15 protein-coding genes and 2 pseudogenes are annotated in these 23,625 nt (G+C 64.5%); 7 read left to right on the top strand and 10 right to left on the bottom strand.

Features of this window, described 5'->3' with window-relative positions; genetic code table 11:
• The first annotated feature begins 70 nt into the window (after positions 1–70).
• The 3 genes from AC5RU7_RS17630 to AC5RU7_RS17620 all read left to right on the top strand — a co-directional run bounded on the left by AC5RU7_RS17630 (position 71) and on the right by AC5RU7_RS17620 (position 4,438).
• Positions 71–2,536: a beta-glucosidase family protein gene (locus AC5RU7_RS17630; RefSeq protein WP_494053315.1), complete on the top strand. Its 2,466-nt coding sequence runs from the start codon at positions 71–73 to the stop codon at positions 2,534–2,536.
• A gap of 28 nt (positions 2,537–2,564) precedes the next feature.
• The gene (locus AC5RU7_RS17625; RefSeq protein WP_494053314.1) at positions 2,565–2,822 is read left to right on the top strand and encodes a hypothetical protein; all 258 of its coding nucleotides are present in this window, start codon (positions 2,565–2,567) and stop codon (positions 2,820–2,822) included.
• Positions 2,823–2,929: 107 nt separating this feature from the next.
• Positions 2,930–4,438, top strand: a complete 1,509-nt coding sequence (locus AC5RU7_RS17620; RefSeq protein WP_494053313.1) for a sulfatase family protein — start codon at positions 2,930–2,932, stop codon at positions 4,436–4,438.
• A gap of 434 nt (positions 4,439–4,872) precedes the next feature.
• On the opposite strand, the pseudogene AC5RU7_RS17615 reads toward AC5RU7_RS17620, so the two are convergent.
• From AC5RU7_RS17615 to AC5RU7_RS17575, 9 genes and pseudogenes are all read right to left on the bottom strand, one after another.
• A pseudogene (locus tag AC5RU7_RS17615) lies at positions 4,873–5,539 on the bottom strand (IS5 family transposase); the annotation flags it as partial.
• 47 nt (positions 5,540–5,586) lie between these two features.
• Positions 5,587–6,019: pseudogene (locus AC5RU7_RS17610) on the bottom strand (LacI family DNA-binding transcriptional regulator); the annotation flags it as partial.
• A gap of 327 nt (positions 6,020–6,346) precedes the next feature.
• Complete coding sequence (locus tag AC5RU7_RS17605) at positions 6,347–6,583, bottom strand: hypothetical protein (protein WP_494053312.1); 237 nt, start codon at positions 6,581–6,583, stop codon at positions 6,347–6,349.
• Between the two features lie 248 nt (positions 6,584–6,831).
• Positions 6,832–8,583 (bottom strand): glycoside hydrolase family 35 protein, encoded by a 1,752-nt coding sequence (locus AC5RU7_RS17600; RefSeq protein ID WP_494053311.1) that lies wholly within the window; start codon positions 8,581–8,583, stop codon positions 6,832–6,834.
• Positions 8,584–8,599: 16 nt separating this feature from the next.
• Entirely contained in the window at positions 8,600–9,316 is a 717-nt protein-coding gene (locus AC5RU7_RS17595) for a hypothetical protein (RefSeq protein ID WP_494053310.1), read from the bottom strand.
• Entirely contained in the window at positions 9,313–10,257 is a 945-nt protein-coding gene (locus AC5RU7_RS17590; RefSeq protein ID WP_494053309.1) for a carbohydrate ABC transporter permease, read from the bottom strand. Before AC5RU7_RS17590 ends, AC5RU7_RS17595 begins: the two co-directional genes overlap by 4 nt.
• A complete protein-coding gene (locus AC5RU7_RS17585) occupies positions 10,257–11,180 on the bottom strand; it encodes a carbohydrate ABC transporter permease (protein WP_494053308.1) in 924 nt (307 codons plus the stop codon). Before AC5RU7_RS17585 ends, AC5RU7_RS17590 begins: the two co-directional genes overlap by 1 nt.
• 9 nt (positions 11,181–11,189) lie before the next feature.
• Entirely contained in the window at positions 11,190–12,470 is a 1,281-nt protein-coding gene (locus tag AC5RU7_RS17580; protein WP_494053307.1) for an ABC transporter substrate-binding protein, read from the bottom strand.
• 52 nt (positions 12,471–12,522) lie between these two features.
• On the bottom strand, positions 12,523–13,536 hold the full coding sequence (locus AC5RU7_RS17575) for a hydroxyacid dehydrogenase (protein WP_494053306.1): 1,014 nt from the start codon (positions 13,534–13,536) through the stop codon (positions 12,523–12,525).
• Positions 13,537–13,929: 393 nt separating this feature from the next.
• Here AC5RU7_RS17575 and AC5RU7_RS17570 point away from each other — a divergent pair, with 393 nt between their 5' ends.
• From AC5RU7_RS17570 to AC5RU7_RS17555, 4 genes are read left to right on the top strand one after another with little or no spacing between them, the layout of a single operon-like run.
• Positions 13,930–15,714, top strand: a complete 1,785-nt coding sequence (locus AC5RU7_RS17570) for a heparinase (RefSeq protein ID WP_494053305.1) — start codon at positions 13,930–13,932, stop codon at positions 15,712–15,714.
• The gene (locus AC5RU7_RS17565; protein ID WP_494053304.1) at positions 15,711–16,862 is read left to right on the top strand and encodes a LacI family DNA-binding transcriptional regulator; all 1,152 of its coding nucleotides are present in this window, start codon (positions 15,711–15,713) and stop codon (positions 16,860–16,862) included. The genes AC5RU7_RS17570 and AC5RU7_RS17565 overlap by 4 nt, the downstream gene beginning before the upstream one ends.
• Positions 16,862–17,596, top strand: coding sequence for a ThuA domain-containing protein (locus tag AC5RU7_RS17560; RefSeq protein ID WP_494053303.1), 735 nt, complete (start codon positions 16,862–16,864; stop codon positions 17,594–17,596). Before AC5RU7_RS17565 ends, AC5RU7_RS17560 begins: the two co-directional genes overlap by 1 nt.
• 6 nt (positions 17,597–17,602) lie before the next feature.
• Positions 17,603–19,510: a DUF2264 domain-containing protein gene (locus AC5RU7_RS17555; protein WP_494053302.1), complete on the top strand. Its 1,908-nt coding sequence runs from the start codon at positions 17,603–17,605 to the stop codon at positions 19,508–19,510.
• Between the two features lie 74 nt (positions 19,511–19,584).
• On the opposite strand, the gene AC5RU7_RS17550 is transcribed toward AC5RU7_RS17555, so the two are convergent.
• Positions 19,585–23,136, bottom strand: coding sequence for a discoidin domain-containing protein (locus AC5RU7_RS17550; RefSeq protein ID WP_494053301.1), 3,552 nt, complete (start codon positions 23,134–23,136; stop codon positions 19,585–19,587).
• Between the last annotated feature and the right edge of the window lie 489 nt (positions 23,137–23,625).

The raw sequence follows: 23,625 nt of genomic DNA, 5'->3' as shown, positions 1-23,625 counted from the left end.
ACCTCGAAGCGACACAAGAACAACGGCCACTTCCACCGGCCTTAACGACCCGCAGTGAAAGAAGGAAACAATGGAGACCCTGACCGTAGACCAGCGCATCGAAGCACTGGTACAGGAGCTGACTTTGGAAGAGAAAGTCCAGCTCCTGACCGGGCGCGATTTCTGGACAACCAGGCCGATGGAGAAGATCGGCCTCCGCCGGATGGTCGTCTCTGACGGCCCCTCGGGCGTCCGGGGTGAGGTGTGGGACGAGCGCCAGCCGTCTATGAACTTTCCGTCTGCGACCGCTATCAGCTCATCCTGGGATCCGGCTATTGCTGACCGGCTGGGTGCCGCGTCCGCTGTCGAGGCCCGCCGCAAGGGCGTCGACGTCGTGCTCGGTCCCACAATTAACCTTCACCGTTCGCCCCTGGGCGGCCGGCACTTTGAGGCGTTCAGTGAGGACCCGGTCCTGACGGCGGAACTTGCCGCGGCCTACGTTTCCGGGGCGCAGCGCAACGGTGTCGGCGCCACTCCCAAGCACTATGTGGCCAATGATTCAGAAACGGACCGTTTCACCGTGGACGTGAAGGTGGGGGAGCGGCCGCTGCGTGAGCTGTACCTGCTCGCGTTCGAGAAGGCCATTGTCGAGTCGAAGGCCTGGGCGGTGATGAGCGCCTACAACTCGATCAACGGCGCCACCGCCACCGAAAACGAGCTCCTGGAAACCCCGTTAAACAGCGAATGGGGCTTCGATGGCGTGGTCATCAGCGACTGGACCGCAGTCAGGAGCATCAACAGCGCCCGGCATTCCCAGGATCTGGTCATGCCTGGACCCGAAGGCCCCTGGGGCGAAGCCCTGGTCGCGGCAGTCAAAGCCGGGGAAGTGGAGGAGGCGGGCATCGACCGGAAGGTCCTGCGGATCCTGCAACTCGCTGCCCGGGTCGGTGCCCTCAAAGGATTCGACGCCGTTGGGCTGCAGGAAGCGGACAGGGAAGACCCCATCGCGTTCGCCCGGGAAGCCTCCGCCGCCGGAACCGTGATGGTGAAGAACGACGGCGTCCTGCCCCTGGACCGGTCCGCAGTGAAGACAGTCGCGGTCATCGGTCATAACGCCCGCTACGCGCGCACCCAGGGTGGCGGCTCCGCCACCGTTGTCCCCGAAAAGATCGTGACCCCCCTGGAGGGTATCCGGGAAGTGTTTGGCGCCGACAAGGTGACCTACAGTGTGGGCGCGGTTGTGCAGGAAGGCATCGCCGAACTGCCGCTCGAACAGATCACCAACCCTGTCACCGGAGCGCCCGGGATGCGGGTGCGCTTCCTCGACGCGAACGGTGAAGAGCTTTTCGCGGAGGACCGCAGAGCCACAGCATTAGTCTGGTTCGGCGGGGATGCCCCGATCATAGCCTCGTCGATGGTGCAGTTCGAAACCGTTTATACGCCAGAGGAGACGGGCAGCATCAGGCTGGGCTTTTCCACTGCCGGCAACGGCCGGATATTCGTGAACGGGGAACTGCGGCACGAGGCCAACATCGTGCCCGAGGGAACAGACCTCGGTGCCGCCTTCCTGGCCCCGCCCTCGGCGTCCGTGAACGTCCCGGTCGCAGCAGGCGTCCCGCTCCGGCTGCGCGTGGAGTTGGACACAGCAGACCGTACAGGTTCACTGGCCAACGCCCTGAGCATCACCATCGGCACTGAAGCCGACGATTCCAACCCGCAAGCCCTGATCACTGAGGCTGCTGAAGCCGCGCAGGCTGCCGACATCGCCGTCGTCGTGGTCGGCACCAACTCCCGGGTCGAATCCGAAGGCTACGACCGGACCACCCTCGAACTGCCCGGCTTGCAGGACCGCCTGGTCCACGCAGTCGCCGCCGCCAACCCCCGCACCGTGGTCATCGTCAACTCCGGTTCACCGGTCCTGCTGCCGTGGCGTAACGAGGTCGCTGCGACACTGATCGGCTACTTCGGCGGCCAGGAATTCGGCCACGCACTCACCGACATCCTCACCGGCGCCACCGAACCCGGCGGCAGGCTCCCCACCACCTGGCCCGGCACCCAGGAAGACGTGCCCGTCATCAACGTAACCCCCGACGCCGACGGGAAGCTCACCTACGATGAAGGCATCCACATCGGCTACCGCGCATGGCTCAAAGCCGGCACGGCACCGGCCTACGGGTTCGGCCACGGTCTCGGCTACACCGACTGGACCCTGGATACTGCCGACGCCCCCTCGCAAGCGGCCCCGGGCGCCGTCGTCCCGCTTGCCGTACGTCTGACCAACACTGGTAAAAGAGCTGGCAAGAACGTGGTCCAGGTGTATGCCGAAAAGCCAGGTTCCGCGGTCGACCGCCCTGTCCGTTGGCTCGTCGCGTCCATCCCTGTGTGGGCTGAACCAGGCGAAACCGTCACGGCTGACCTGGATCTTCCCACGCGGCTGCTCGCCTACTGGGACAACGGCTGGACCTACGAACCCGGCGACTACATCCTCCGCATCGGCACGTCGGTCACGGATCTCCCCCTAACGGCACGAGTGGGCCTTGGGCAAGGCGACCGGTAAACGCAGCGGGGAACCAGCGATGGAAGTGATGAACAAAACAGTGTCCACTCAGCGTCCTGCCAGCCACGAACCTGACCGGAACAAGCGACTGCCAGGCATGGTGGAAGTCAACGTGCACAGCGCCGCCGAAGTAGATCCCGCTTTGGACGAGGCTATTGCGCTAATCAGGGAAACTGCGGCGCATCACCGAATGGGCATCCTCGTCACCCGCACCGGTGCCGGCAGCTACATCGTCCGGGCCCATCCCGCCGTTCCCTACGGCCTGCTCCGGAAACAGCATGGATGAACGAAGTACCCGCCGCGCATCGAGGCACCCGTGCTGGATGCGCGCCTGACGGTCGGACCAAAGTCCGTCGCGGACGTAAAGCAACTACAGATAAGAAAAGGAAGAAAATGTCGAAGACGAACATCATCTTCATCATGTCCGACGACCACGCTGCGCACGCGATCTCGGCCTATGGCAGCCGTGTCAACGCGACCCCCCAACTGGACCGCATCGCCCAGGGCGGCATGCGCCTGGACTCGGTGTACTGCACAAACTCGATCTGCAGCCCGTCACGGGCGAGCATCCTCACCGGGACCTACAGCCACATCAATGGCGTGTCATCGATCTGGACCGAGATGGACTACCGGGTACCCACGTTCGTGGACGTGCTGCACGCGGACGGATACAAAACCGCGCTATTTGGAAAGTGGCATCTGGGGGAGCACGGGAAAGCTCTGCCTCGGGGGTTTGATGCCTGGAAGATCTTTCCCGGGCAGGGCGACTACATCAACCCGGAGATGATCGATGCGAGTGGCAGTGCGACCGTGGCGGGATATGCGACAGACATTGTTACTGACCTGTCCATCGACTGGCTGGACGGGCTGGACGGCGAGGAACCGTTCTGCATGCTTGTCCACCACAAGGCACCGCACCGTCCGTGGATCCCCGACGAGAAACACAAGCACCTCTACGCGGACGGTCAGATACCGGAGCCGGAAACCTTCTTCGACGATTACGCCACCCGCAGCCAGGCCGTCCGCGGCGTGCACATGACCATCGCAGACGACATGGGCGCCGACGACTTGAAGACAGAGGTCCCGGAGGAACTGCGGGGGCCCGAGAACCGAGAAGCGCGGATGCGATGGAAGTACCAGATCTACATGCGCGACTACCTACAGTGCATTCAGTCCATCGACGAAAACGTCGGCCGCCTGCTCGACCACCTCGCGGACCGCGGACTCGCGGAGAATACGTTGGTGGTCTACACCTCAGATCAAGGGTTCTTTCTCGGTGACCACGGATGGTTCGACAAGAGGCTGATGTTCGATCAGTCACTGCAGATGCCTATGCTGATGAGATGGCCGGCGGAAATCACTGCTGGCAGCCGCTGTGAAGCGATCATCACCAACGTCGATTTCGCCGCCACGTTCCTGGACATCTGCGGTATCAACGCCGCCGATGCTCTTCCTACATCACAGGGCCGCAGTTTCCGCCCCCTGTTGCGCGGGGAGGAAATCGATGACTGGCCGGATGCCGCTTACTACCGGTACTGGGAACACGACGACCCCATCCACGAAGCCCCCGCCCACTACGGCATCCGCACCGCCGACTACAAGCTCATCCACTACTATGGTGCAGGTCTGGGCGTCCCCGGCGCCTCCGGACGTGAATTCGAAGCCGAGTGGGAACTGTACGACCTCCGGGAGGACCCCACAGAGGTCCGCAACGTAGCCGACGACCCCAACTACGCGGAAATTCGCGCCGAGCTCGAACAGAAGCTTGCCGAGTACCAGCATCACTACCGGGATGAGCCCTATACCGGGCCCGGTACTTCGCATCCGGAGTGGGGTCCCCATGACGCGCACATGCTCGAGCGCGTCGGAACATACGTTCAAGCTCTCCGGGCATCGAGTTGAGGAAAGGCGTGCATCAGCTGCGACGTCGTCAGTAGTAGTAGTAGTAGGTCATCCCGGCGAGGCCTGCCTGACGTGACGAAACGTCGCCTACTTCCGGCAAGTGCGTGACCAAGCAACGGCATTCGCCGCGGAGACAGGCGCCGCAGGATGAATTCAGTTAAGGCCGGAATGATTCGCCACCAGTCTGGCTGGCCGACGTGGAGGTTCGTCAGGAATCAACCGCGGCTGGTTTCGGTCGAGGAATCACCTGGTGAAGCCAAAAAACAGGGGGTGGACATTGTCCACACCCTGCGCCTCGGAACGGGCGGTACTGCGGTCGAACTGCTCCGTATTCCGCATGTTTCCGGGGCTTCCCAGTGTTTGCAGGCTTGGAAGACAGTTCGAGTCCCACCTCGGGCACAGTGTTTCGGCAGGTCAGTGCCTTTTTCCAAGTTCCGTTCGACGACGCTGCGGGCTTTGTAGTCCTCTTTGTCGAAGGCCGGAGGCCTGCCTCCCGTGGACCCGCGCCGCTTCCGGTGGCCCGATCTGGTCAGATGGTTGCGGGATGACAGCGGTGATGCCGCGGTCGCGCGAGTGGGTCCGGATTGCCTTGGATGAGTAGGCCTTGTCACCGCGGACACGGTCCGGGCGGGTGCGTGGCCTGCCCTTGCCATCGACCAGGGCGTGAATCCTGGTACTCAGTCCGCCGCGGAACGGCCAATGGCATGATCATCCGGTTCACCAAACAGATTCATGTAATTCGACCGGTCCCCCTGTGACGCGCGGAAGATTGGTGCCGTGCTGGTGGGCGCGGTTGACCATCGAGTCCACCGAAATTGACCAGTCCGCTTCGCCTTGAGCGTCTGCGACCGTTAGCAGCCCGGCCAGGATCCTGTCCCAGGTACCGTCACGCTGTAGCGGCGGTGCCGCTTCCAGATCGTCTGCCATGCCCGAATTCGGCAGGCACGTCAGGCCAGGCGATCCCGCACCGGTACCGGTAAATGATGCCTTCCACCACGGCCGGTCATCCCGGAACGGACGACCGCGGCGGCCATCAGAAGCCGCCAGCAACGGCTGAATACGGGCCCACTGACCATCAGTCAGAACAGAAGTACGAGACACCCGTCCAGCATCCCGAACAACTAACCCAGGCTTTAGGAGACACGCCCTAGTTCCTCGTTGGGTCTAGGAACCACGTGGTAGCCCTCGGATGCCGTTGCCCCAATGATGGGATACCCAATGACGCCCACCCGTCCGCCGTTACGGCAGTAACGGTCAAGTTCTGCCGCCAGTTGGGCGTTGCTTCCCTGGTCCTGCTGCCGGCTGGATCGTGAGCCGGCAATGACGATGGAATCCGCCCGATGGGCCGCGAACGCCCGCGACGGCGGCGCATTCAACGTCTGGTGTGCCGTCGGTGGTTGCCAGCAGGACCCTCTTTTGTTGCTCACGCGCGGCCTGCTGGACGCCGCAGGCTATGCCGGCAAAGTAGGGGTCGGCGATGTCGTGGCCGGGTTTCCTCATGGAGCCGTTGAGGACCCGCGAGGCGGTGGAGAGTGAAACGCCTGCCGCGTGGGCGACTTCCGAGAGCGTGCTCACCGCCATGGGTTGCTCTTCCTGGCTTTATGCCGGTTGGTGCGGGGGCGTTCGAGTCTGGACGAGCAAGGGGCTGTGGTCATTGATGAAAATGACCACAGCCCACGATTCACAGCTCTTTTGCGTCTGCCTAGACGGCAGTCTCGTGTTCGTGGGTCCTGGCGTAGACCGGCCTTGTGGTGGGCCGCGACGTTTGCGGGGTCGTCGACGGCGTCCTTGATGCTGTCCAGGTCACGACCAATGGTTTCGGGCGTGAAGAAGATAGCGATTATAGTGATCACGGTCAGGAGTGACAGGTACGCGGCGATGGGTACCCAGGCACCCAGTCCTGCACCGTCAACCCCGGGGCCGCCGTCCGCGGTGACGACCAGGGAGATGATCCATGCGCCGAGGGGGTGCGACGCCACCAGAGATCACGGCGGAAATTTCTCGGGCGACGGACACTCCGAGGTAGCGCTGACGGGAGCCGAAGAGTTCGGACACGAAGGCGCTCTGGGATCCGAACATGCCCCAGGTGCCGATGCCGAGCGCGAGGGAGATAGCGAGTTCTGTATTGGATTGAAGAATGGACACTAGCGGTTTCTATCAGCCTCGTCCTGTTTAGGCGCCGATGACCTGCCTTCCGTCAAGCTACGTCTGGGCGCCGCGACACAAGGACGGCGCTGGCAGGGCAGCGTTCAGGTTGACCGAGGCCTCGAAGCTCCTGTCAGGTTGAGTTCCATGGAGCGGGAAGGCATCCGTGACGCGATCACTAATCCGCCCTTTGCCGATCATGGATATTCCATCAAGCTATCTGCCCTAACAGGTTAGGGAGGGGACGACTATTTTTCGTCCGGCCCCAAGTCCGGGCCGACCACAAACTGTACGTCCCGAGTGGAGCTGGCCTGGAGTTCGAGGATGGCGAGTTCGTTGTTGCCCTGTCGGATCAGTGGGCCGGGAACGTAGAGGGTACGTTGGGGGCCGCGGCTCCAGTAGCGGCCCAGGTTGAATCCGTTGATGAAGGCGTTGCCCTTTGTCCAGCCATCCAGCCGCAGGTACCGGTCGCCTGTCCCGTCGGCCTCAAATGTTGCGAAAGCCATGGATGGACCGGCCATACCGCCGCGCCCCACAAGCTCGCTGGCGGCGGCCCGGAAGGCGGCCAGCGACGAAAGGTCGACGGGCCGGATACTCCAGTCCAACACCTCATCCCCGTCCAGCAGCGCAGGTCCGATCAAACCTTTCGCTTCGCCGATGCGCAGCCCGTAGTTGACCCTGCCCTGGTCCTCGACGAGGATTTGCAGCAATCCGGCGTGAGGGAGGGCGATCGAACGCTCTTCGAGTTCGCGGCTCAGGGTGCCCAGCGGTGCTCCGTCGAGGAAGAACTGTGCCCTGTCCCGGACTTCACTGAAGGTGAGGACGCCGCCGCCGGTCAATTGTCGTTCGTAGAGGAAGAAGCCGCGGTACTGGCCGGTCACCTCGCTGACAGGAAGGGGCCCTGCCACTGCTACGGATTCCGGAAGCCCTGCCAGGACGTCCAGCAGTGAAACGCCGTCGGAGACGGACACCGTTGATTCCGCAGTGTCGACCCGTGGCGCGGGGACCTCCGTGGGGACCGGGAAGTGTTTTGCGATGACGTCCCGGAAGGCGAAGTACTTGTCGGTGGGGAAGCCGTCCTCAGAGAGGGGTGCGTCGTAGTCATAGGACGTGATGGTGGGTTCGTAGATGCCTTTGTCGTTGGCGCCGTTGGTGAAGCCGAAGTTGGTTCCGCCGTGGAACATGTAGATGTTCACGGACGCGCCGGCGGACAGCAGCGCGTCCAGTTCCGCGGCGGAGGCGCTGGCGTCGGTGGTGTGGTGGTAGGTTCCCCAGTTGTCGAACCAGCCGTTCCAGAATTCGGCGCACATCAGCGGCCCGGTGGGTTGCCGCTCCCGCAGAAACCCAAGCCGCTCCTCGGCGCGGGAGCCGAAGGTTCCGGTGTTGTGCAGCGCGGGCAGCGATCCGTCTTCGATCATGCTGCCAGACGGCTGGTCGCAGGTGAACAGCGGAACCTCCACGCCGGCGCGCTTCGCCTCGTCCACGAGGTGTTGCAGGTACGCCTTGTCGTTGCCGTAGGCGCCGTACTCGTTCTCGATCTGGAACAGGATGACCGGCCCGCCGCGGGTGATTTGGCGGTCCACCACGACGGGCAGCAGCTTGGCCATAAAGGCGTCGACGGCGGAGAGGTAGCCCGGTTCGCTGCTTCGGACGCCAATGGTTGGATCTGTGAAGAGCCAGGCAGGCAGGCCGCCGTTGTCCCACTCAGCGCAAATGTAGGGGCCAGGCCGGACGATTGCCCGCATCCCTTCTGACTGGACCAGGTCCAGGAACCTTCCGAGGTCGAGCCCTCCATCGAGGATAAAGGTGCCCGGCGTAGGCGAGTGTTCGTTCCACGGCACGTAGGTTTCGATGGTGTTCAGGCCCATCAGCCGGGCCTTGCGGATCCTGTCCGTCCACAGGTCAGGGTGGACCCGGAAGTAGTGGATGGCGCCGGACAGGATGCGGAAAGGTTCGCCGCTAAGCAAAAAGTCCTTGTCGCCAATCGCGAAAGTTTCCATCAATTCCTCAAGATGGTCAGGGCGAACGAAGCGCAGTGTGGAAGGCGTAGGCGGCGTTGCTCCAAACAACGAACAAAAGCGGAGCGGGCGCCAGTGCCACGCCGAGGACCGGCTGCACCAGGGCGGCCGCGGCGATGATGCCCAGGAGCACCAGCATGGCCACGCTCAGGTACCAGCGCTGGACCGACAGGTAGAGGGAAGCCTTCATCAGGCCTCGAAGGCCTGCCTCGGGGAGGAGTACGACGCCGGCAATCGCCATCACCGCGACGGTCACCGTGAGCGCCGCAACCACGGTTATCACCGGAACCAGCACGGCGGCCGCCGGCATGGACTGTACGATCACCAGATCCACCCCGAGAAACAGCAGCACTGCGACGGCAGCGAGCCCCAGCGGGGCTTCCCGCCGGAAGCTGCGCCGGTAACCGCGAAGGAACGCGGCAACCGGCTTGACCGCACCGCCGTCGTCGTTCAGTGCCTGGAAGGAGGCAAACAGGCCGGCGAGCGACGGCGGAACGGTGACCGAGAGCGCCAGGAAGAAGGGCCAGGCGGCGGTGGGGTCCGCCACCAGGGCCAGGCACAGCACCAGCGGGGCATTGGCCAGCGCCATCAGCACGTTTCCGGCCAGGAAGGTGTAGATGAAGCCGAAGATCCCGCCGAACGTCTCGAAGCCTGGGCTGGGGATGCGGCCTGCGAGGCCGCGCCGCTGCGTTGAGTGCTGTGCCACGGACGTCATCCTTTCATGCCGCTCGTGGCGATGCCCTGGATGAAGTACCGCTGGCCGATCAGGAAGATGATCAGGATGGGGAGCACGGAGATCACCGAACCGGTCATGATCATGGCGTACTCCGCGTCGAACTGGCCCACGAAGGACCGCAAGCCCAGCTGGACGGTCCACAACCGGTTGGACGTCAGGTAGATGAACGGGCCCATGTAGTCGTTCCACGTGTGCACGAACGTCAGCAGCGCCAGGCTGGCGAGGGCCGGCTTGGACAGGGGCAGGATCACCCGCGCCCAGATGCCGTATTCGCTGAGCCCGTCAATGCGGGCCGCCTCGCAGAGCTCGTCCGGAATGGTCATGTAGTACTGGCGCATCAGGAACACTCCGAATGCTCCGAACGCCTGGAGCAGGATCAGTGCGTTGAAGCTGTTGGTCAGGCCCAGGTTCTGCATCATGATGTACTGCGGCACCATATAGGCCTGCCAGGGCACGGCGATCGTACCTATGTACGCCAGGAACAGCACGTCCCGGCCGGGAAACCGGACCTTCGAGAAGCCGTAGGCGGCCAGGGACCCGGTGAGCACCTGGAGGCAGGTGATGATGACGGCCAGGTACAGGGAGTTCTGCAGGTACCCCATCATGGGGATGCGGGTCCAGATGTCCGTGTAGTTGCTCCACACGAACTCGGTGGGGATCCACTGGATGGGCACCGTGAGGACCTGGTTGTTCTCCTTCAGCGAGGAGGACAACATCCAGATGAACGGCACCATGAGTGCCACCACCAGGACGGCCAGCACGGCGTAAATGACCATGTCGGTGGTGCGCTTTTTCTGCTCCCGGAGGGAGCGCTTGCCTTGGTTGGAACCGGGCGTACGACGGCGGTCTTCCGCAGCGGGTGCCAGGCCGGTCCCGATGAACGGTGCCTCGGCCTTGAGGTCTTCGGCCATGTTGGTCATCAGCGTTCCCTCCGCTGTTGGATCTTGAACTGCAGGACGGTGACCGTCAGCACGATCAGGAAGAGCACCAGGGAGATTGCGGATGAGTAGCCGAACTTTCCTTCGCCGATGCCCTCCTGGTAGATGAGCTGGGACAGCACCGTGGTGGAGCGCCCCGGACCGCCGTTGGTCATCACCACGATCAGGTCGAACACCTTGAAGCTGGAGACCGTCAGCATGACCACAACAAAGAACGTGGTGGGCCGCAGGGAAGGGATGGTGACATTCCAGAAGCGCTGCCAGGCGCTGGCGCCGTCCACTTCCGCCGCTTCATAGAGCTCGCTGGGGATGGCCTGCAGGCCGGCCAGGTAGAGCACCATGTAGTAGCCCATGTCCCGCCAGACGCTGGTGATGATAACGGCAGGCATTGCCCAGTCCGAGCTGGAAGTCCAGCCCGGGGTTTCGGCGATGCCGATGGCGTTGAGGAACTGGTTGATGGGGCCGCTGTCCGGGCTGAAAAGCATGTTCCAGACGACAGCCACCGCCACCAGGGAGGTGATGTACGGGAAGAAGATGGCTACCCGGAAGAAGCCGATGCCCTTGAGTTTCCGGTTCAGCAGCATGGCCAGGACGAGTGCCAGGGCCATGGTGAGCGGAACGTGCCCCAGGGCGTAGACCGCGGTATTCCGCAGCGCCACCCAGAAGGTGTCGCTCTGGAACATCCGCTGGAAGTTCTCCAGGCCAACCCAGCGGGGCGCCGTGAACGAGGTCCACTCCATGAAGGAAAGGGCGAACGCGGCGAGGACGGGAACGAGGGTGAAGGCCAGAAATCCCAGGAAGTTCGGCAGGATGAACGTCCAGCCGATCAGTGTGTTGCGCCGGGCCTGCTTCCGGTTGCCCCGGCTGATGACAGCCGGGGCCGGAGTGATTGTCTTAGTCGCCATGATGGGTTTTTACTGACCGAGGACTTCGCTCTTGACGCGCTTGCCCATCTCGGTGATGCCGTCACTGACAGAGCGTTCGCCCACCATGATGAGGTCATGCTCCTGGCTGAGGATCTTGTCCGTGGCTGCGGACTTGTCGCTGACCGGCATCTCAAGGGCGGTTTCATCCGGCGCGAAGGCCTTCTTTGACAAGTCGTCCGTGGGCAGGCCCTCGAGCTGGAAATAGGTCTCCGTCACGGCGTCGTTCTGCAGCGCGGGGACCACACCAATCTTGGAAACGGCCTTGGCCCCTTCTTCACCGGCTGCCCATTCGATGAACTTCCGGGCTTCCTCGGAGTGCACGGCGTTCTTGTTGACGGCGAAGGCCGTGGGGGAACCAAAGGTGCTGATCTTGCCGTTGGACTCCTTCTGCGGCAGCGGGGCCAGGCCCCAGTCCACGTTGGTCTTGCCGTCCCTCTTGGCCTGCAGGACCCCCGCGATGTACCAGGTTCCCATCGGCATCATGGCGGTCTGGCCGGTTTCGAACATGGTGCGGTAGCTCATCTTCTGGCTCTTGGCGGTACTAAAGTCCAGGGTGGCACCGCTCATCTGCAGTTCCAGGGCGGTGCTGTACTGGTCTTCGAAGAAGCTGTACTCGCCGCTGATCTGGTCACCGTTGTTCTGTGCGGCCGCGATGGCCTGCACCACCGATCGCCAAATGTGGTGGTAAGTGCCGTAGACAGTTTTGCCGTCAGCCTTGGTGGTCAGCTTCCTGGCAAGCTCGGTGTACTCGTCCCAGGTCAGGTCCGCCGGGTTTTCCACGCCTGCCGCCTTGAGCAGGTCCTTGTTGTAATACAGCAGCCAGAAGTCCTGCCGGTATGGCGCCGCGTAGTACTTGCCGCCAATGTCGAAGGCGTCCAGGCCGGCGAGGTCCTCCTTGCCGATGCTGTCCACCACGCCGTTGATTTCCTGAAGCTGGCCGTTGCTGGCGTACCGGGCATACTCGGTGACGTTCTTCATGGTCAAGACGTCGGTGGTGTCCCCGCCGGCCAGCATGGTGGTGACCTTCTGGGAGTAGTCATCCGCCAGGATGTCCACTGGTTCAATATCGATGTCCGGGTTGGCGGCCTCGTAGCCGTCGAACAGTGCCTTGAATTCGGGGGTTCCCTCGTAGTTCCAGACTGATACTGTCAGGCGGGTCTTGCCGTCCTGGCTCTGGGGTTCAGCGGGCCCGGCCGCGCCGGCGCAGCCGGACAGGCCGAGTCCTGCTGTCACTGCCAGGGCGATGGCGGCGAGGGTTGTGCGCTTCATTGCGTTCTCCTTTGTAAGGTTTCAAGCCGGCCACAGCTGCGGCCGGGTTTTGTTAGGCGCTGAGTGAGAGGTCTTCGGAGACCACCTGCGCCACGAGCTTCTGTCCGGTCAGGTAGCGTTCCAGGTCGTTCAGGGCGGCATCGGACATCCGCCGGGTTTCGGTGCCAAGGGAGCCTGCGATGTGGGGAGTGATCACCACGTTGGGCAGGTTGTAGAGCACCGAGTCACCCGGAAGCGGTTCGGGTTCGGTGACGTCCAGCAGGGCCTGGATACGTCCGGTGGCGCATTCGGCCTCCAGAGCTTTGGTGTCGACCAGGGAGCCCCGGGCTGTGTTGATCAGGGTGGCGTGGTCCTTCATCGCCCGCAGTTCCGCCGCACCGATCATGTGGCGGGTTTCGGGCAAAGCTGGTGCGTGTACCGACACAATGTCAGATGCGGCCAGCAGTTCCGGCAGCGGCACCAGTTGGCCGCCGGCTGCGGCTACGGCAGCAGGATCTGCATGAGGGTCGGACACCATGCACGTGACATCCTGCAGTTGCTGGACGAGCTCCACTACCCGCCGGCCTATCCGTGAGAAGCCGATAATTCCGATCACCCGGCCGATGTTGCCGAGCTCACCCCGCCGCCTGATGTAGGACCAGTCTTCACGGAAGGTGCGGGCGTCGTTGGCCAGCACCTGCGCCTTTTTGCCGGCCAGGACGATGGATGCGAAGGTGAACTCCGCGACCGGGATGGCGTTTGCGTCGGCGCCGTTGGTCACCAGAATGCCGCGGTCCCACAGTTCCTGGCTGACGAAGCTGCGGACGGTGCCCGCACAATGGAACACAGCGCGGAGGTTTGGCATGCGCCGCAGCGCCGCTCCGTCCAGACGTGGTACGCCCCAGCTGGTAAGGAGGATTTCGACCTCTTCGAGGTGTCCGGCGAGCTTGGGGTATTCAAGGGAGTCGGTCCACGGCTGGCCGCCGAGGTCCACCAGGCCCGCCAGTCGCTCCAGCCGCGTGGTATCGAACTGATCCGCATACGTTCCGCGGTTCATGACCAGCAGGGCCCTGGGTTTTCGTGACATAGGGGCTCCTTTCTGTGTGTTGGTCCTCTCCGCCGACGGCGAGGCAATGTCTTGCATCACATCTAACAATCAGTAGATACTCATAAACAAGACGATCCAACCAACCTGTTCATGATCGTTCTCGATCGTTCTAATTCAAACAAAGATGTGATGCTGATGGCTCCGCTTTCCTCCTTACTCCAGTCCCCGGGGCGCCCTCCAACTCCACTGGCAACCGCATGGGGGCCTGCGGCAAAGGAATCCGCACTGGGTGCCCTGCTTACAGGTGCAGGCACGCGTATCGTGATGCCCCCGGCTGGCCACGCCGCTTGGGCGGGCTTGCCCCAGGTGGCCTTGGATGCCATGGGGGAGCAGTCGCGGCAGGAGAAGGGTTTGCCATGGCCGCAACCGTTGGTGTCCCATTACGCACGGTACTTCCGGGGTGGAAACCGCACTGCCTACGAGGGGCAGGTGGCTGCGCGCCAGCAGCGGCTTACGCGTGCTGTGGTGATGGCCTTGGTTTCCAACCAGGCGCACGGGGCATCATCGGGCCAGCCGTGTTCGGATTTGAACGGTTGGCTGGATGAAGTGATCGATGGTGCCTACCTGCTATGTGAGCAAAGCTCCTGGAGCTGGGCGGCGCACGATGACGTTTTCAGCCGTTCCGGAGAAGTGGTGCCGGATATGTCCCGGCCGTTCCTGGACCTGGGAGCCGGTGAAGTGGCCGCACAGCTGGCGTGGATTGATCACGTCCTGGGCGGAGATCTTGAGCGGCGGGCTCCCGGGCTGCGGCGCCGGATCCGCGAAGAGACGTCCAGGCGGGTTATCCGACCGTTCCTTGAGCGGATGGACTGGCACTGGCTGGGTCTGGACGGCGACGTCCACAACTGGAATCCCTGGATCCACACCAACCTGATCGTCGCAGCACTTTTCTTGATCGATGACCCCGACATTCAGGCCCGGACCGTTACCCGGTGCATCGAGGGCCTGGACCGCTTCCTGGCCTCGATCCCCGACGATGGCGCCATCGACGAGGGCTTCGCCTATTGGTGGAACGGTGCGGGACGGGCGCTGGAAGGGCTCACACTGCTCGAGCAGGCCACGGGGGGAGCGCTCGACGGCGGCCTGTCGGTGGTCCGCGAACTGGTCGCCTTCCCGCACCGCATGCACATCGGTGGCAGCTGGTTCGTGAATGTTGCCGACGGGCCGGCGAGGGCCGCGAAAGCCCTCCCTTGGGACATGCTTTACCGCTGGGCCCTGCGACTTGGGGAGAAAGACGCTGCCGCCCATGCGGCCGCCATGATCTCCGGCCACCCGGAAGCCGCCGCGGGACTGGGCAGAGTCCTGCATGCACTGCTGAACGGCATCGCGCAGGCTGATGAAGCAGGGCCTGGCAACGGAGACAACCCACCTCTGGTTCCCCTTACTTACCTTCCTTCTGTACAGATCATGACTGTGCGGGAAACCGCTGGAAGCCCAAGGGGCCTCTTCCTCGCGGCGAAAGGCGGACACAACGGTGAGCACCACAACCACAAGGATGTTGGCTCGGTGGTGGTCGCCGTGGACGGTGTTCCATTGCTGGTGGACGCCGGCCAGCCGACCTATACGGCCAAGACGTTCGGCCCTGACCGCTACGACATCCAGGCCATGCAAAGCGGCTGGCACAGCGTCCCGGCGCCGTTCGGGCTGGAGCAGGGCGCCGGCAAGGAGTACGCCGCCAGGGTCCTCGCCGCCCCTGACACCGAGAGCCTCCGACTGGAGCTGGCGCTCGGTGCGGCCTATGGCCTGCAGCCGGAGCAGTGGATCCGCTGCTCCGCGCTGGACCGCACGGCCCGCCGCATCACCATTACCGACCGCTGGGAATTACAGCCCGCGCGGGAAGACTTCCCCGCGGAGGGTAAGACTTTAGACGTCGTCATCACCTACCTTGCGGCCGGCACCGTCCGCCTGCGGGATGGTGAGGCAACGGTCCTGCCGACCGGCATTCCCGGCGCCGGAACCGGCAGGGGAGCGGCCCTGCGCTGGGAGCCCTCCTCCGCCGTCGTCCTGGTGGACGAATGGCACCTCGACGATCCGCTCCTGGCGGACGTCTGGGGCACTAAACTCACCCGCCTGCGTTTCCGCATGTCCGCCGGGCTCCTGCCCGAACCATCCAGCGCCGCCGGCGCATTCACCTTCACCGTGGAGGCAGCATCATGAGCCCCGAAAAACCATCCGAGCCTGCAGGGAAGTCCCTGTTTTCGCTGCAACGCCGTGAGCGTCTGATGGAGGAGCTCCGCGCCCATGGTGCCATCACCGTCCGGGGCATTGCCGCGAAGCTGGGCGTCAGTGAGCTCACCATCCGCCGTGACGTGAACATCCTCGCCGACGAGGGGCTGGTGTCCCGTGTGCATGGCGGCGCCACGCTGCCCAGCCCACTGGATCGTGCGACGGCGGCCGGCCGGCCGGCCGCGCACAGCTACTCCATCGGCATGGTGGTGCCGTCGCTGGGCTACTACTGGCCCCAGGTTATCAGCGGTGCCCGCGCGGAAGCGGAGGAGCAGAACTTGCGGATTCTGGTGCGCGGTTCAGCGTACGACGCCGCGGACAACCGCAGGCAGGTCCAGGCCCTGCTGGACACCCAGAACATCGACGGGCTGATCGTGGCGCCGGATATGAGCGGTGTACATGGCCAGGACCTGTTGCGCTGGCTCAACGCCCTGCCCATCCCGGTGGTGCTGGCTGAACGGCGGTCGCCGACCGAAATTCCCGCGCACCGGCTGGAATGGGTTGCCACGGACCATGCCTTCGGCGCCGGGATGGCTGTCCGGCACCTTTGGCAGGAAGGGCATAGGAGGATCGGCTGCCTTACAGACCGGTCCAGCCCCACCAGCCCCCATGTAGTGCGGGGCTGGCGCCAGGCGCTGGCTGCCCTGAAGATTCCCGAGCAGGTTACGGTTCACGAGGACTCGGGCATCCAGGAAAACGATGACCGGGCTCAGCACTTTGACCGTGTGCTTGAGCTGTGCACCAAGACCGGAACCACGGCCATGCTGGTCCACTCGGACACCCAGGCGGTGGCGTTTGTGCAGCACTGCGTGGACCGCGGACTTGCCGTCCCGGGTGACATTGCCATTGTCAGCTACGACGATGAGGTGGCCTACCTTGCCGAGCCCGCCATCTCAGCAGTGCGCCCGCCCAAGCAGTACGTTGGCAAGGTGGCGGTGCAGCTGATGGCTGCCCGGCTTGCCGAAGGGCGGATGCGGCCTGTCCACCGGATCGAGCTCAATCCGGAACTGATCCTCCGGGAATCCTCCGTGGGGGCACCGCGGGTGCCAGTGTCCGGTGTCCTGGAGGATTCGATGTGATGGCGGGAACAACTGCACCCCTGCCAAAAGCGCTGCTGCTCAGCGGCACCGGGCGGTACGCGGACCCCTGGCATCCCTTTGCGGAGACGTCCCGCGCGCTGGCGGGCCTGCTCGCAGAGGCCGGGTTCGACGTCGAAATCCCCGCCGACGTGGACGCCGCTCTGGCCCTTTTGGGGCGGACGGACGAGCCGGACCTGCCGGCGTTGTTGGCGGTCAATGTGGGCCTGCCGCGGGACGGCCTGCCTTCCCCCGGTTCTCCAGAAGCCGCTGCGGGGCTGACCCGTTGGTTGGACTCAGGGCGGCCGTTGTGGGTCAGCCACTCGAGCTCCACGAGCTTCCTGGACTTGCCCGCGTGGGAGGACGGGCTGGGCGGGCGCTGGATTCGCGGCACCTCCATGCACCCGGAGTATGGGCTGGCACAGATTTCGGTGCGTCAGGGCTCCGGGCCGGTGGACGGCGTTCCGGACTTTGAACTCCTGGACGAGCGCTACAGCTACCTCCGCACTTCTCCCCGCATCACGGTCCACGCCACGCATCTGCATGACGGCGTCGAGCATCCGGTGCTGTGGTCGCTGGAGCGGGTGTCGGGGAACGGCGGTTTCTCCGGCCGGACGTTCTATGACGCGCTTGGCCACGATGCCGCCTCCTACGAATCGCCTGAGCATCGGGACGTGGTGCTCAGGGCGGTCGTGTGGCTCACTGACAGCAAGCCTTCAACCTCTTCCGAACCCTAGGAACCCATGCCCTCCATTGCCCCGCCCCTTGACCTGGTGCTGCCGCCGCTGGACCGGAAGCTTTCCCCGTACACCGGACTGACCCGGGACCACTGGTGTACCTACGCCGACTACCTGCTGCGCTCGGCCCACCGCTATGCCACGGACGACCACGCCAACCTCTACCTACCCGGCGCCGCCAGCGCCTACGGGCCGCGCAGCGATTCGCTCGAAGCATTCGCCCGAACCTTCCTGTTAGCGTCCTTCCGGATAGCAGGGGACCCGGGCGGCAGCGGGTGGATTGCCAACTGGTACGCCGAGGGGTTGGACGCCGGCACCAGCCCGGCCAACCCGAACCGTTGGCCCACCCCCGGCGAGCTGGGGCAGGCAAAGGTGGAAGCAGCCTCACTGGCCGTGGGGCTGGCACTGACCCGGGAAGTGCTCTGGGACAAGCTGTCGCAGCGCGTGCAGGAGCAGCTGATTGCCTGGTTTGAGACGGTGATCGGTGAAGAGTACCCGCCCATCAACTGGGTGTGGTTCCAGATTGTCGTGGAGATGTTTTTGGCCAGCGTTGGGGGCAGGTACTCGGATGAGGACATTGATACCGGACTTGCCCTGCATGACTCGCTGTACCGCGGCCACGGCTGGTTCGCGGACGGCCCCGAGCGCGCCTACGACCATTATGTTGGCTGGGCATTCCAGGTTTACCCGCAGCTGCTGCAGCTGATGGCGCCTGAGGATCCCCGCGTGCAGGCCCGGGCGCAGCGCGACGGCGAACGGCTTGCCGACTTCCTGGACGACGCCGTGCATTTGGTGGGCGCCAACGGTGCGCCACTGATCCAGGGCCGCAGCCTGATCTACCGCTTCGCCGCGGCCGCCCCGTTCTGGAGCGGGCAGCTGCTGGGCAACAGCCGGATCAGTCCGGGCCTCTCCCGGCGTGCCGCCTCCGGAATTCTGGACTACTTCGTCCAGCGCGGAGCAGTGAATGACGACGGCCTGCTCACCATCGGCTTCCACGGCGAGTTTCCTGGGATGAAGCAATCCTATTCCGGGTCCGGGTCGCCGTACTGGGCGGCCAAGGGCATGATGGGCCTCGCGCTGCCCGCAGACCATCCGGTGTGGACCGCAGTGGAGGAACCGCTGCCCGTAGAGGTAGCGGACACCCGGCGGTTCATCACTGCGCCGGGTTGGCAGGTGGAGGGGACGGTTGCGGACGGGGTGGTCCGGATCCTGAACCATGGAACGGATCACGCCAATCCCGGGGTGAAGGTGACGGATTCACCGCTCTACGCCCGGTTGGGTTACTCCACCGCCACGTTCCCGGACCTGGAGCCGGAGTCCCTGGACAACGCCGTCGTGTTTGTTGACGCCGAGGGCCGGCTCACGCACCGCACCGGCTTCGAGTTCCTGGGCCAGTTCGAGGTCGGCGGGGTGCAGGTGGGCGCCTCCCGCGCGGCCACGAACTGGATCACCATCGACCCTGACGGCGGACCCGACCACGGCAGTGGCGCCAAGGGGACGGCCAGTCCGGGGCCCGAGGTGACCGTGGTGTCCCTGACCCGCGGTGCTGTAGACCTGCGGCTGGTCCGGGTCAGGGGTGCCGTTGGCGAAGCCAAACTGCGGATCGGCGGGTGGCCGGTCGATGCCCCGGCTTTCCTGGCCAGTGAAATCCGCCCCGTCTCCTGGGGAGGGGTGCTTGACGACGGCGGCACTTGGGAACGGCATGCCCCGCACCCTGTGGGGGAGCACCTGACCATTCCCTGGATTGGTACCTCCGGCGCGGCTGCAGACGGTGACTACGCCGCCGCCGTCGGACTCGGCGGAAAAGGCGTGCGATCCGAACTCGACGCCACGCGCTTCTCCGAGGCCGGCCTCTTTGTGTTCGCCGACGGCACGGTGGTGGACCCCCAAGCGGTGTGGGCGCAACTGGGGTGAGCAACAGTTGGCGTAAACGCAAAGTAGCCCTTGGCCGGAATTCCGGCCAAGGGCTACTTTGTTTAGATCAGGGGCTACTTGGAGCTGAAGAAGCTCACGCACTCCCCTTCGTTCCGGAACCCGGGCTCCACATTGGTGGCCCAGCCGCCGTTGACGCACGCATCCTTGCCCGTCACGAAGTTCACCGTGTACTGCCTGGTGGTCCCGTTCGGGGCCGTCACGGTGACCACCGCCGTCGGATTCCCCACCGTCGCTTGGGCCACTGCGACCTTGGCGTTGGTGTCCAGCGGGTGGGCGGCGACAGTTGGCACCGCCGCCGATGAGGTCAGCACCGTGTAGCCGGTGGTGCCAGCCGCGAAGCTGTTGACCGATTTCTGGTCCACCAGCAGCCGGCCCAGATCGGCAAGTCCTGCGTCAGCCAGCCGCGAGCCGGCGATGGCCACCTCGGCCACCTTAGTGTAGGAGCCGGTGGTGGTGAAAATGACGCGGATGCCGCGGGTGCTGACCGGCGTGAACGCAACCTTGGCCGGGGCCGAGGTAGTCAGGCCGGTGACGGTCCCGGCGGAGGTGTCCTGCCAGGCGCCCGCGGCGTCCTGGTACTGGATTTTCAGGCCCTGGGGTGCCTTTTCGGCCAGGGTTACCGTCACCGAGTCCACGGTGTAGTCCCGGCCGAAGCCGTAGCTGAGGCTGTCCGAAGGCCGGCCGCCGCTCACCCAGTTGGACCAGCGGGTGGACGTGATGCCGTCGCAGGTGTTCCGGGCGATGTAGGAACCTTCGGTGTAGCTGGCGGTGACGGTGGTGACGGGATCGTCCTTGCAGATGTTGCTGCTGGGCACGGGGTCCACCACCAGGACGGTCAGCAGGGCGTCCAAAGGCTTTTCCTTCTCGACCCCGGTGTCCGCTTTGCCAGTTACGGTGACGGTGCCTGCGGTCTGCAGGGCGGCGGGATCAATGGTGCCCCAGTCCCAGGTAACAGCGAGGTCGTTCCGCGCGGCCGAAATGCCCACCTGGCCGGGGACTGTTGCCGGAGCCGCCCCCTGCACGTCGGCGACGGTTGCCCCGACTCCGACCGTAGCGGAGACCGGGTCCGTGGCCGCATATTTGCCCACCGTCACGGTGACTTTGGCGTCAGTGAAGGCCTGGCCGTACACGTCGGCGCCTGTTCCGGTGAGAGTGACCGTGCCCTTTTTGTTCCACACGGCCGGATCAACGGACTGCCACTGGACAGGAACCGGCCGCCCTTCACCCCTGGCATAGAGCGGCGTGACGGTCACCGGCAGCGACGGGGCCACTCCGGTGGGCGTGCTGAGTTCCACCGGTTTGGTGCCGAGCAGCTTCAGATCCTCGAGGTCCGTGAAGCCCCACGACTGGGAAGTGTTGCCGGTTGCGTTGGCGGTGGCGCCGGTGGAGGAGGCAAGGGAGACGCCGGTGCCGGCGGCGGTTTGATTTCCGGTTACCTGCAGGGCGATACCGGCCGAGGCATTCACAAGGGACCACTGCTTGCCGTTCTCGGTGGTCACGATCCATTGCGCGGCCGTCGCGCCCTTCGCCTGTTCGATGGTCATGGCGGTGAGCGCCGCGGCTCCGGACGTGCTGCCGTTGGGCACGCCGCCCGTTCCCGTCAGCACGCGGCCGTCCTTGTTGCTGACCACCCAGCGGCGGTCGTGGGCGAACTCATCACCGCCGGCAGCAGTGAAGGTCCACAGCTGGGAGGTGACATCCGCCGTCGTCGCGCCCAGTTCCTGTATGGACGCCGTGCCGTCGGGACGGGCCGTGAGATACTTCCCGCTCGCATCGCCGGTGAGGTGGTAGGTGTGGCCGTCCTCCACTGGTGCAGCGTCGGCTGACACTCCGCTGACGCCGTCGACGACGAACGTCACCACGGACGCGGCGGGAACCTCAAGCGTGGCGGACTTTGCCGCGGCGTCCACGGCGACCGGCGCGCCCCTGACCAGCGCGTTCCGCTCGATGTCCTCCAGCGGCGACTTGGTGGTGACCACCGGGGTGACCGTGGCACCAGGGGCGATGGCACCGAAACGACTGAGGTCGATGGTGACCTTTTCCGCCGTCGGAGTGTCATTGAAGTGCACCAGCGTGGCTCCGTTGCCGTCGGCGTCCAAGGCGCTCGCAGTCTTGGCGTTGTCGTTCTGGATCAGGAAGTCGCCGGGCCGGATGAAGTGTGTGAAGTTGCGGGCGGTGTTGTACTTCTGGTTGGTCAGGACCTTACACTTCGCTTCGTCCTGGCTGGCGCCGTCGTTGAGGCGTCGGTTGGAGAAGCCTTCACGGCCCTCATAATTGCAGTCGAAGTCGATGTAGATGGAGCCCCAGCCCTTGTCGGCCTTTTCCTGCTTGTAGGTGTCCTCCACGGGCTGCCAGAACACCCAGGCGTCCGGCTCGAGCTCGCGGAGGTCGTTGACCATCCGCCCGGCGATGCCCAGCCCGTTGGTGATGTTCGAGCGGTCCCAACCGCTGGCGGAATCGCCCAGCGCCGGGTTGCCGGTCCAGAAGCCGCCCACCTCGCTCATCCACAGTGGCTTGTCCGTGGACTTGGCGAGGTCGCGGACGCGGCGGCGGTCGTTGGTGCCGTACGTGTGGACGTTGAGTTGCGCCACGGCGTCCTTGGCCTGCTGGCTGTAGCCGTGCCAGTTGGTCATGAACTTAGCTGGATCCGTCTCGTCCATGGCGGAGATGACGGCGTCTGTGGTGGTGCTTTCCTTGGCGAGTTCCTGGGCGAGGAGCTTGGTAACCCGGTCCTGCGCCGCCGGGTAAATCAGTGCGCCCTCCTGCTTCTGGGTGTAGCTCGTGGGTGGTTTGCCGGTGGCCTTGTCGATGTCCGTGCCCCAGTAGCCGGAGTTCGGCTCATTGAAGGGGTCGATGGTGTCCACGGTGATCCCGCTGCCGTCTTCGAGGAGTTCGACGGCGTGCTTCATGTAGGCGGCGAACTTGGCTTCCGCTTGCGGCAGCAGGTTTTCGCCCCTGGCGGGGTTGATTTGGCCGGAGACGTAGCCGCTCTTGGTCATGAACCAGGGCGGGGAGTTGCTGAAGGCTTCCCAGTGGGTGATTTGCTGGTCTGCGGCGAGTTTTTCCACCCACCAGCGTTGGTTCTGGTCGGCTTCCGGGTTGTAGGAGGCGGGGTCGTCCGGGTTCCACTGGTCCAGAAAGGCGAGTTTGTTGGCCTGTGTCGGGTCCACCGAGCCGTCGGGGTTGTAAAGGTTGGAGGCCGCTTTACCCTCCTGTGGTTCGGTGACCGGATTCCACCAGCCCTCCACCGCGCTGCCGTCGTTGAGGTAGTTTCGCACGTCCGAGGCATTGCCGCCGCCCACGTTATAGCGCGCGATGTTGAGGTTGAGCCCGTCCTCGCCAAACACCTTCTGGTACAGCTCGTCGCGCAGCTCAGGGGAGTAGCCTGCCGTCGCGTTGGCGAACCAGACCAGGCTGGTGCCCCAACCCTCGAAGGCTTCCCCGCGGCTGGCTGGGTTGGGGGTGATGGTCACTGGCGTAGCATCGGCGGCTGCCGCCGGCCCGGCCGTGCCGGCGGGCAGCATGATCAGACCTGCTGCCGCCGTGACCGCAGCCGCCAGTGCGGCCACCGGCCTTCGTCTTTGTCGTCGGGCGGAAAACATCATTGTTGTACCTCTCTGCGTTTCGGGTCTGCGGCCGGGCCTCCTCTATTCGTGCGCAGAGAGGAGGCCTAAGCACAGCGAGACTATGAGCACCGGGGAGACCCTACAAGGCACCTAAACACTTTCGTTCACGCTCGATCATCTTTGCTCACGTCGTTGAGGTGGCTAGTTGCAGGGTTTCAGGAGAAATTGCCTTCTGTTGGGTCGAAAGACCAGGCTGGATGCACACCACATGCCGGTTGTCGTTGCGGGCCTCACGGCCGTATTCCTGCGCGTTACCTTGAGAACGCGAAGTCGTGGCATCAGGCGCCCTGGAGCAAGGCTCCGCCCGTTCTTGAGCGCCGGTGAGAAGTGGGGTGGCTGGTCTGGGATTGGCTGGCAGAGTACGTGCAGGCCGTTCCACCCCGCGGTCGTGACTCATTAAACGCTTGGCCCCGTGCCCGGGTGTCCTGTTATCGACTTGTCCGTCCGTTGGGTGGGCGGCCGGCACCT

It is taken from the genome of Arthrobacter sp. K410C (genome assembly GCF_059090105.1).
Note: the sequence above shows the minus strand (reverse complement) of the source record. Positions and strands in the feature narration are given on the sequence as shown.

Coding starts and splice junctions, on each gene's coding strand:
- AC5RU7_RS17630 (WP_494053315.1), top strand. CDS start 71: ATGGAGACCCTGACCGTAGACCAGCGCATCGAAGCACTGGTACAGGAG.
- AC5RU7_RS17625 (WP_494053314.1), top strand. CDS start 2,565: ATGAACAAAACAGTGTCCACTCAGCGTCCTGCCAGCCACGAACCTGAC.
- AC5RU7_RS17620 (WP_494053313.1), top strand. CDS start 2,930: ATGTCGAAGACGAACATCATCTTCATCATGTCCGACGACCACGCTGCG.
- AC5RU7_RS17600 (WP_494053311.1), bottom strand. CDS start 8,583: ATGGAAACTTTCGCGATTGGCGACAAGGACTTTTTGCTTAGCGGCGAA.
- AC5RU7_RS17595 (WP_494053310.1), bottom strand. CDS start 9,316: ATGACGTCCGTGGCACAGCACTCAACGCAGCGGCGCGGCCTCGCAGGC.
- AC5RU7_RS17590 (WP_494053309.1), bottom strand. CDS start 10,257: ATGACCAACATGGCCGAAGACCTCAAGGCCGAGGCACCGTTCATCGGG.
- AC5RU7_RS17585 (WP_494053308.1), bottom strand. CDS start 11,180: ATGGCGACTAAGACAATCACTCCGGCCCCGGCTGTCATCAGCCGGGGC.
- AC5RU7_RS17580 (WP_494053307.1), bottom strand. CDS start 12,470: ATGAAGCGCACAACCCTCGCCGCCATCGCCCTGGCAGTGACAGCAGGA.
- AC5RU7_RS17575 (WP_494053306.1), bottom strand. CDS start 13,536: ATGTCACGAAAACCCAGGGCCCTGCTGGTCATGAACCGCGGAACGTAT.
- AC5RU7_RS17565 (WP_494053304.1), top strand. CDS start 15,711: ATGAGCCCCGAAAAACCATCCGAGCCTGCAGGGAAGTCCCTGTTTTCG.
- AC5RU7_RS17560 (WP_494053303.1), top strand. CDS start 16,862: ATGGCGGGAACAACTGCACCCCTGCCAAAAGCGCTGCTGCTCAGCGGC.
- AC5RU7_RS17555 (WP_494053302.1), top strand. CDS start 17,603: ATGCCCTCCATTGCCCCGCCCCTTGACCTGGTGCTGCCGCCGCTGGAC.
- AC5RU7_RS17550 (WP_494053301.1), bottom strand. CDS start 23,136: ATGATGTTTTCCGCCCGACGACAAAGACGAAGGCCGGTGGCCGCACTG.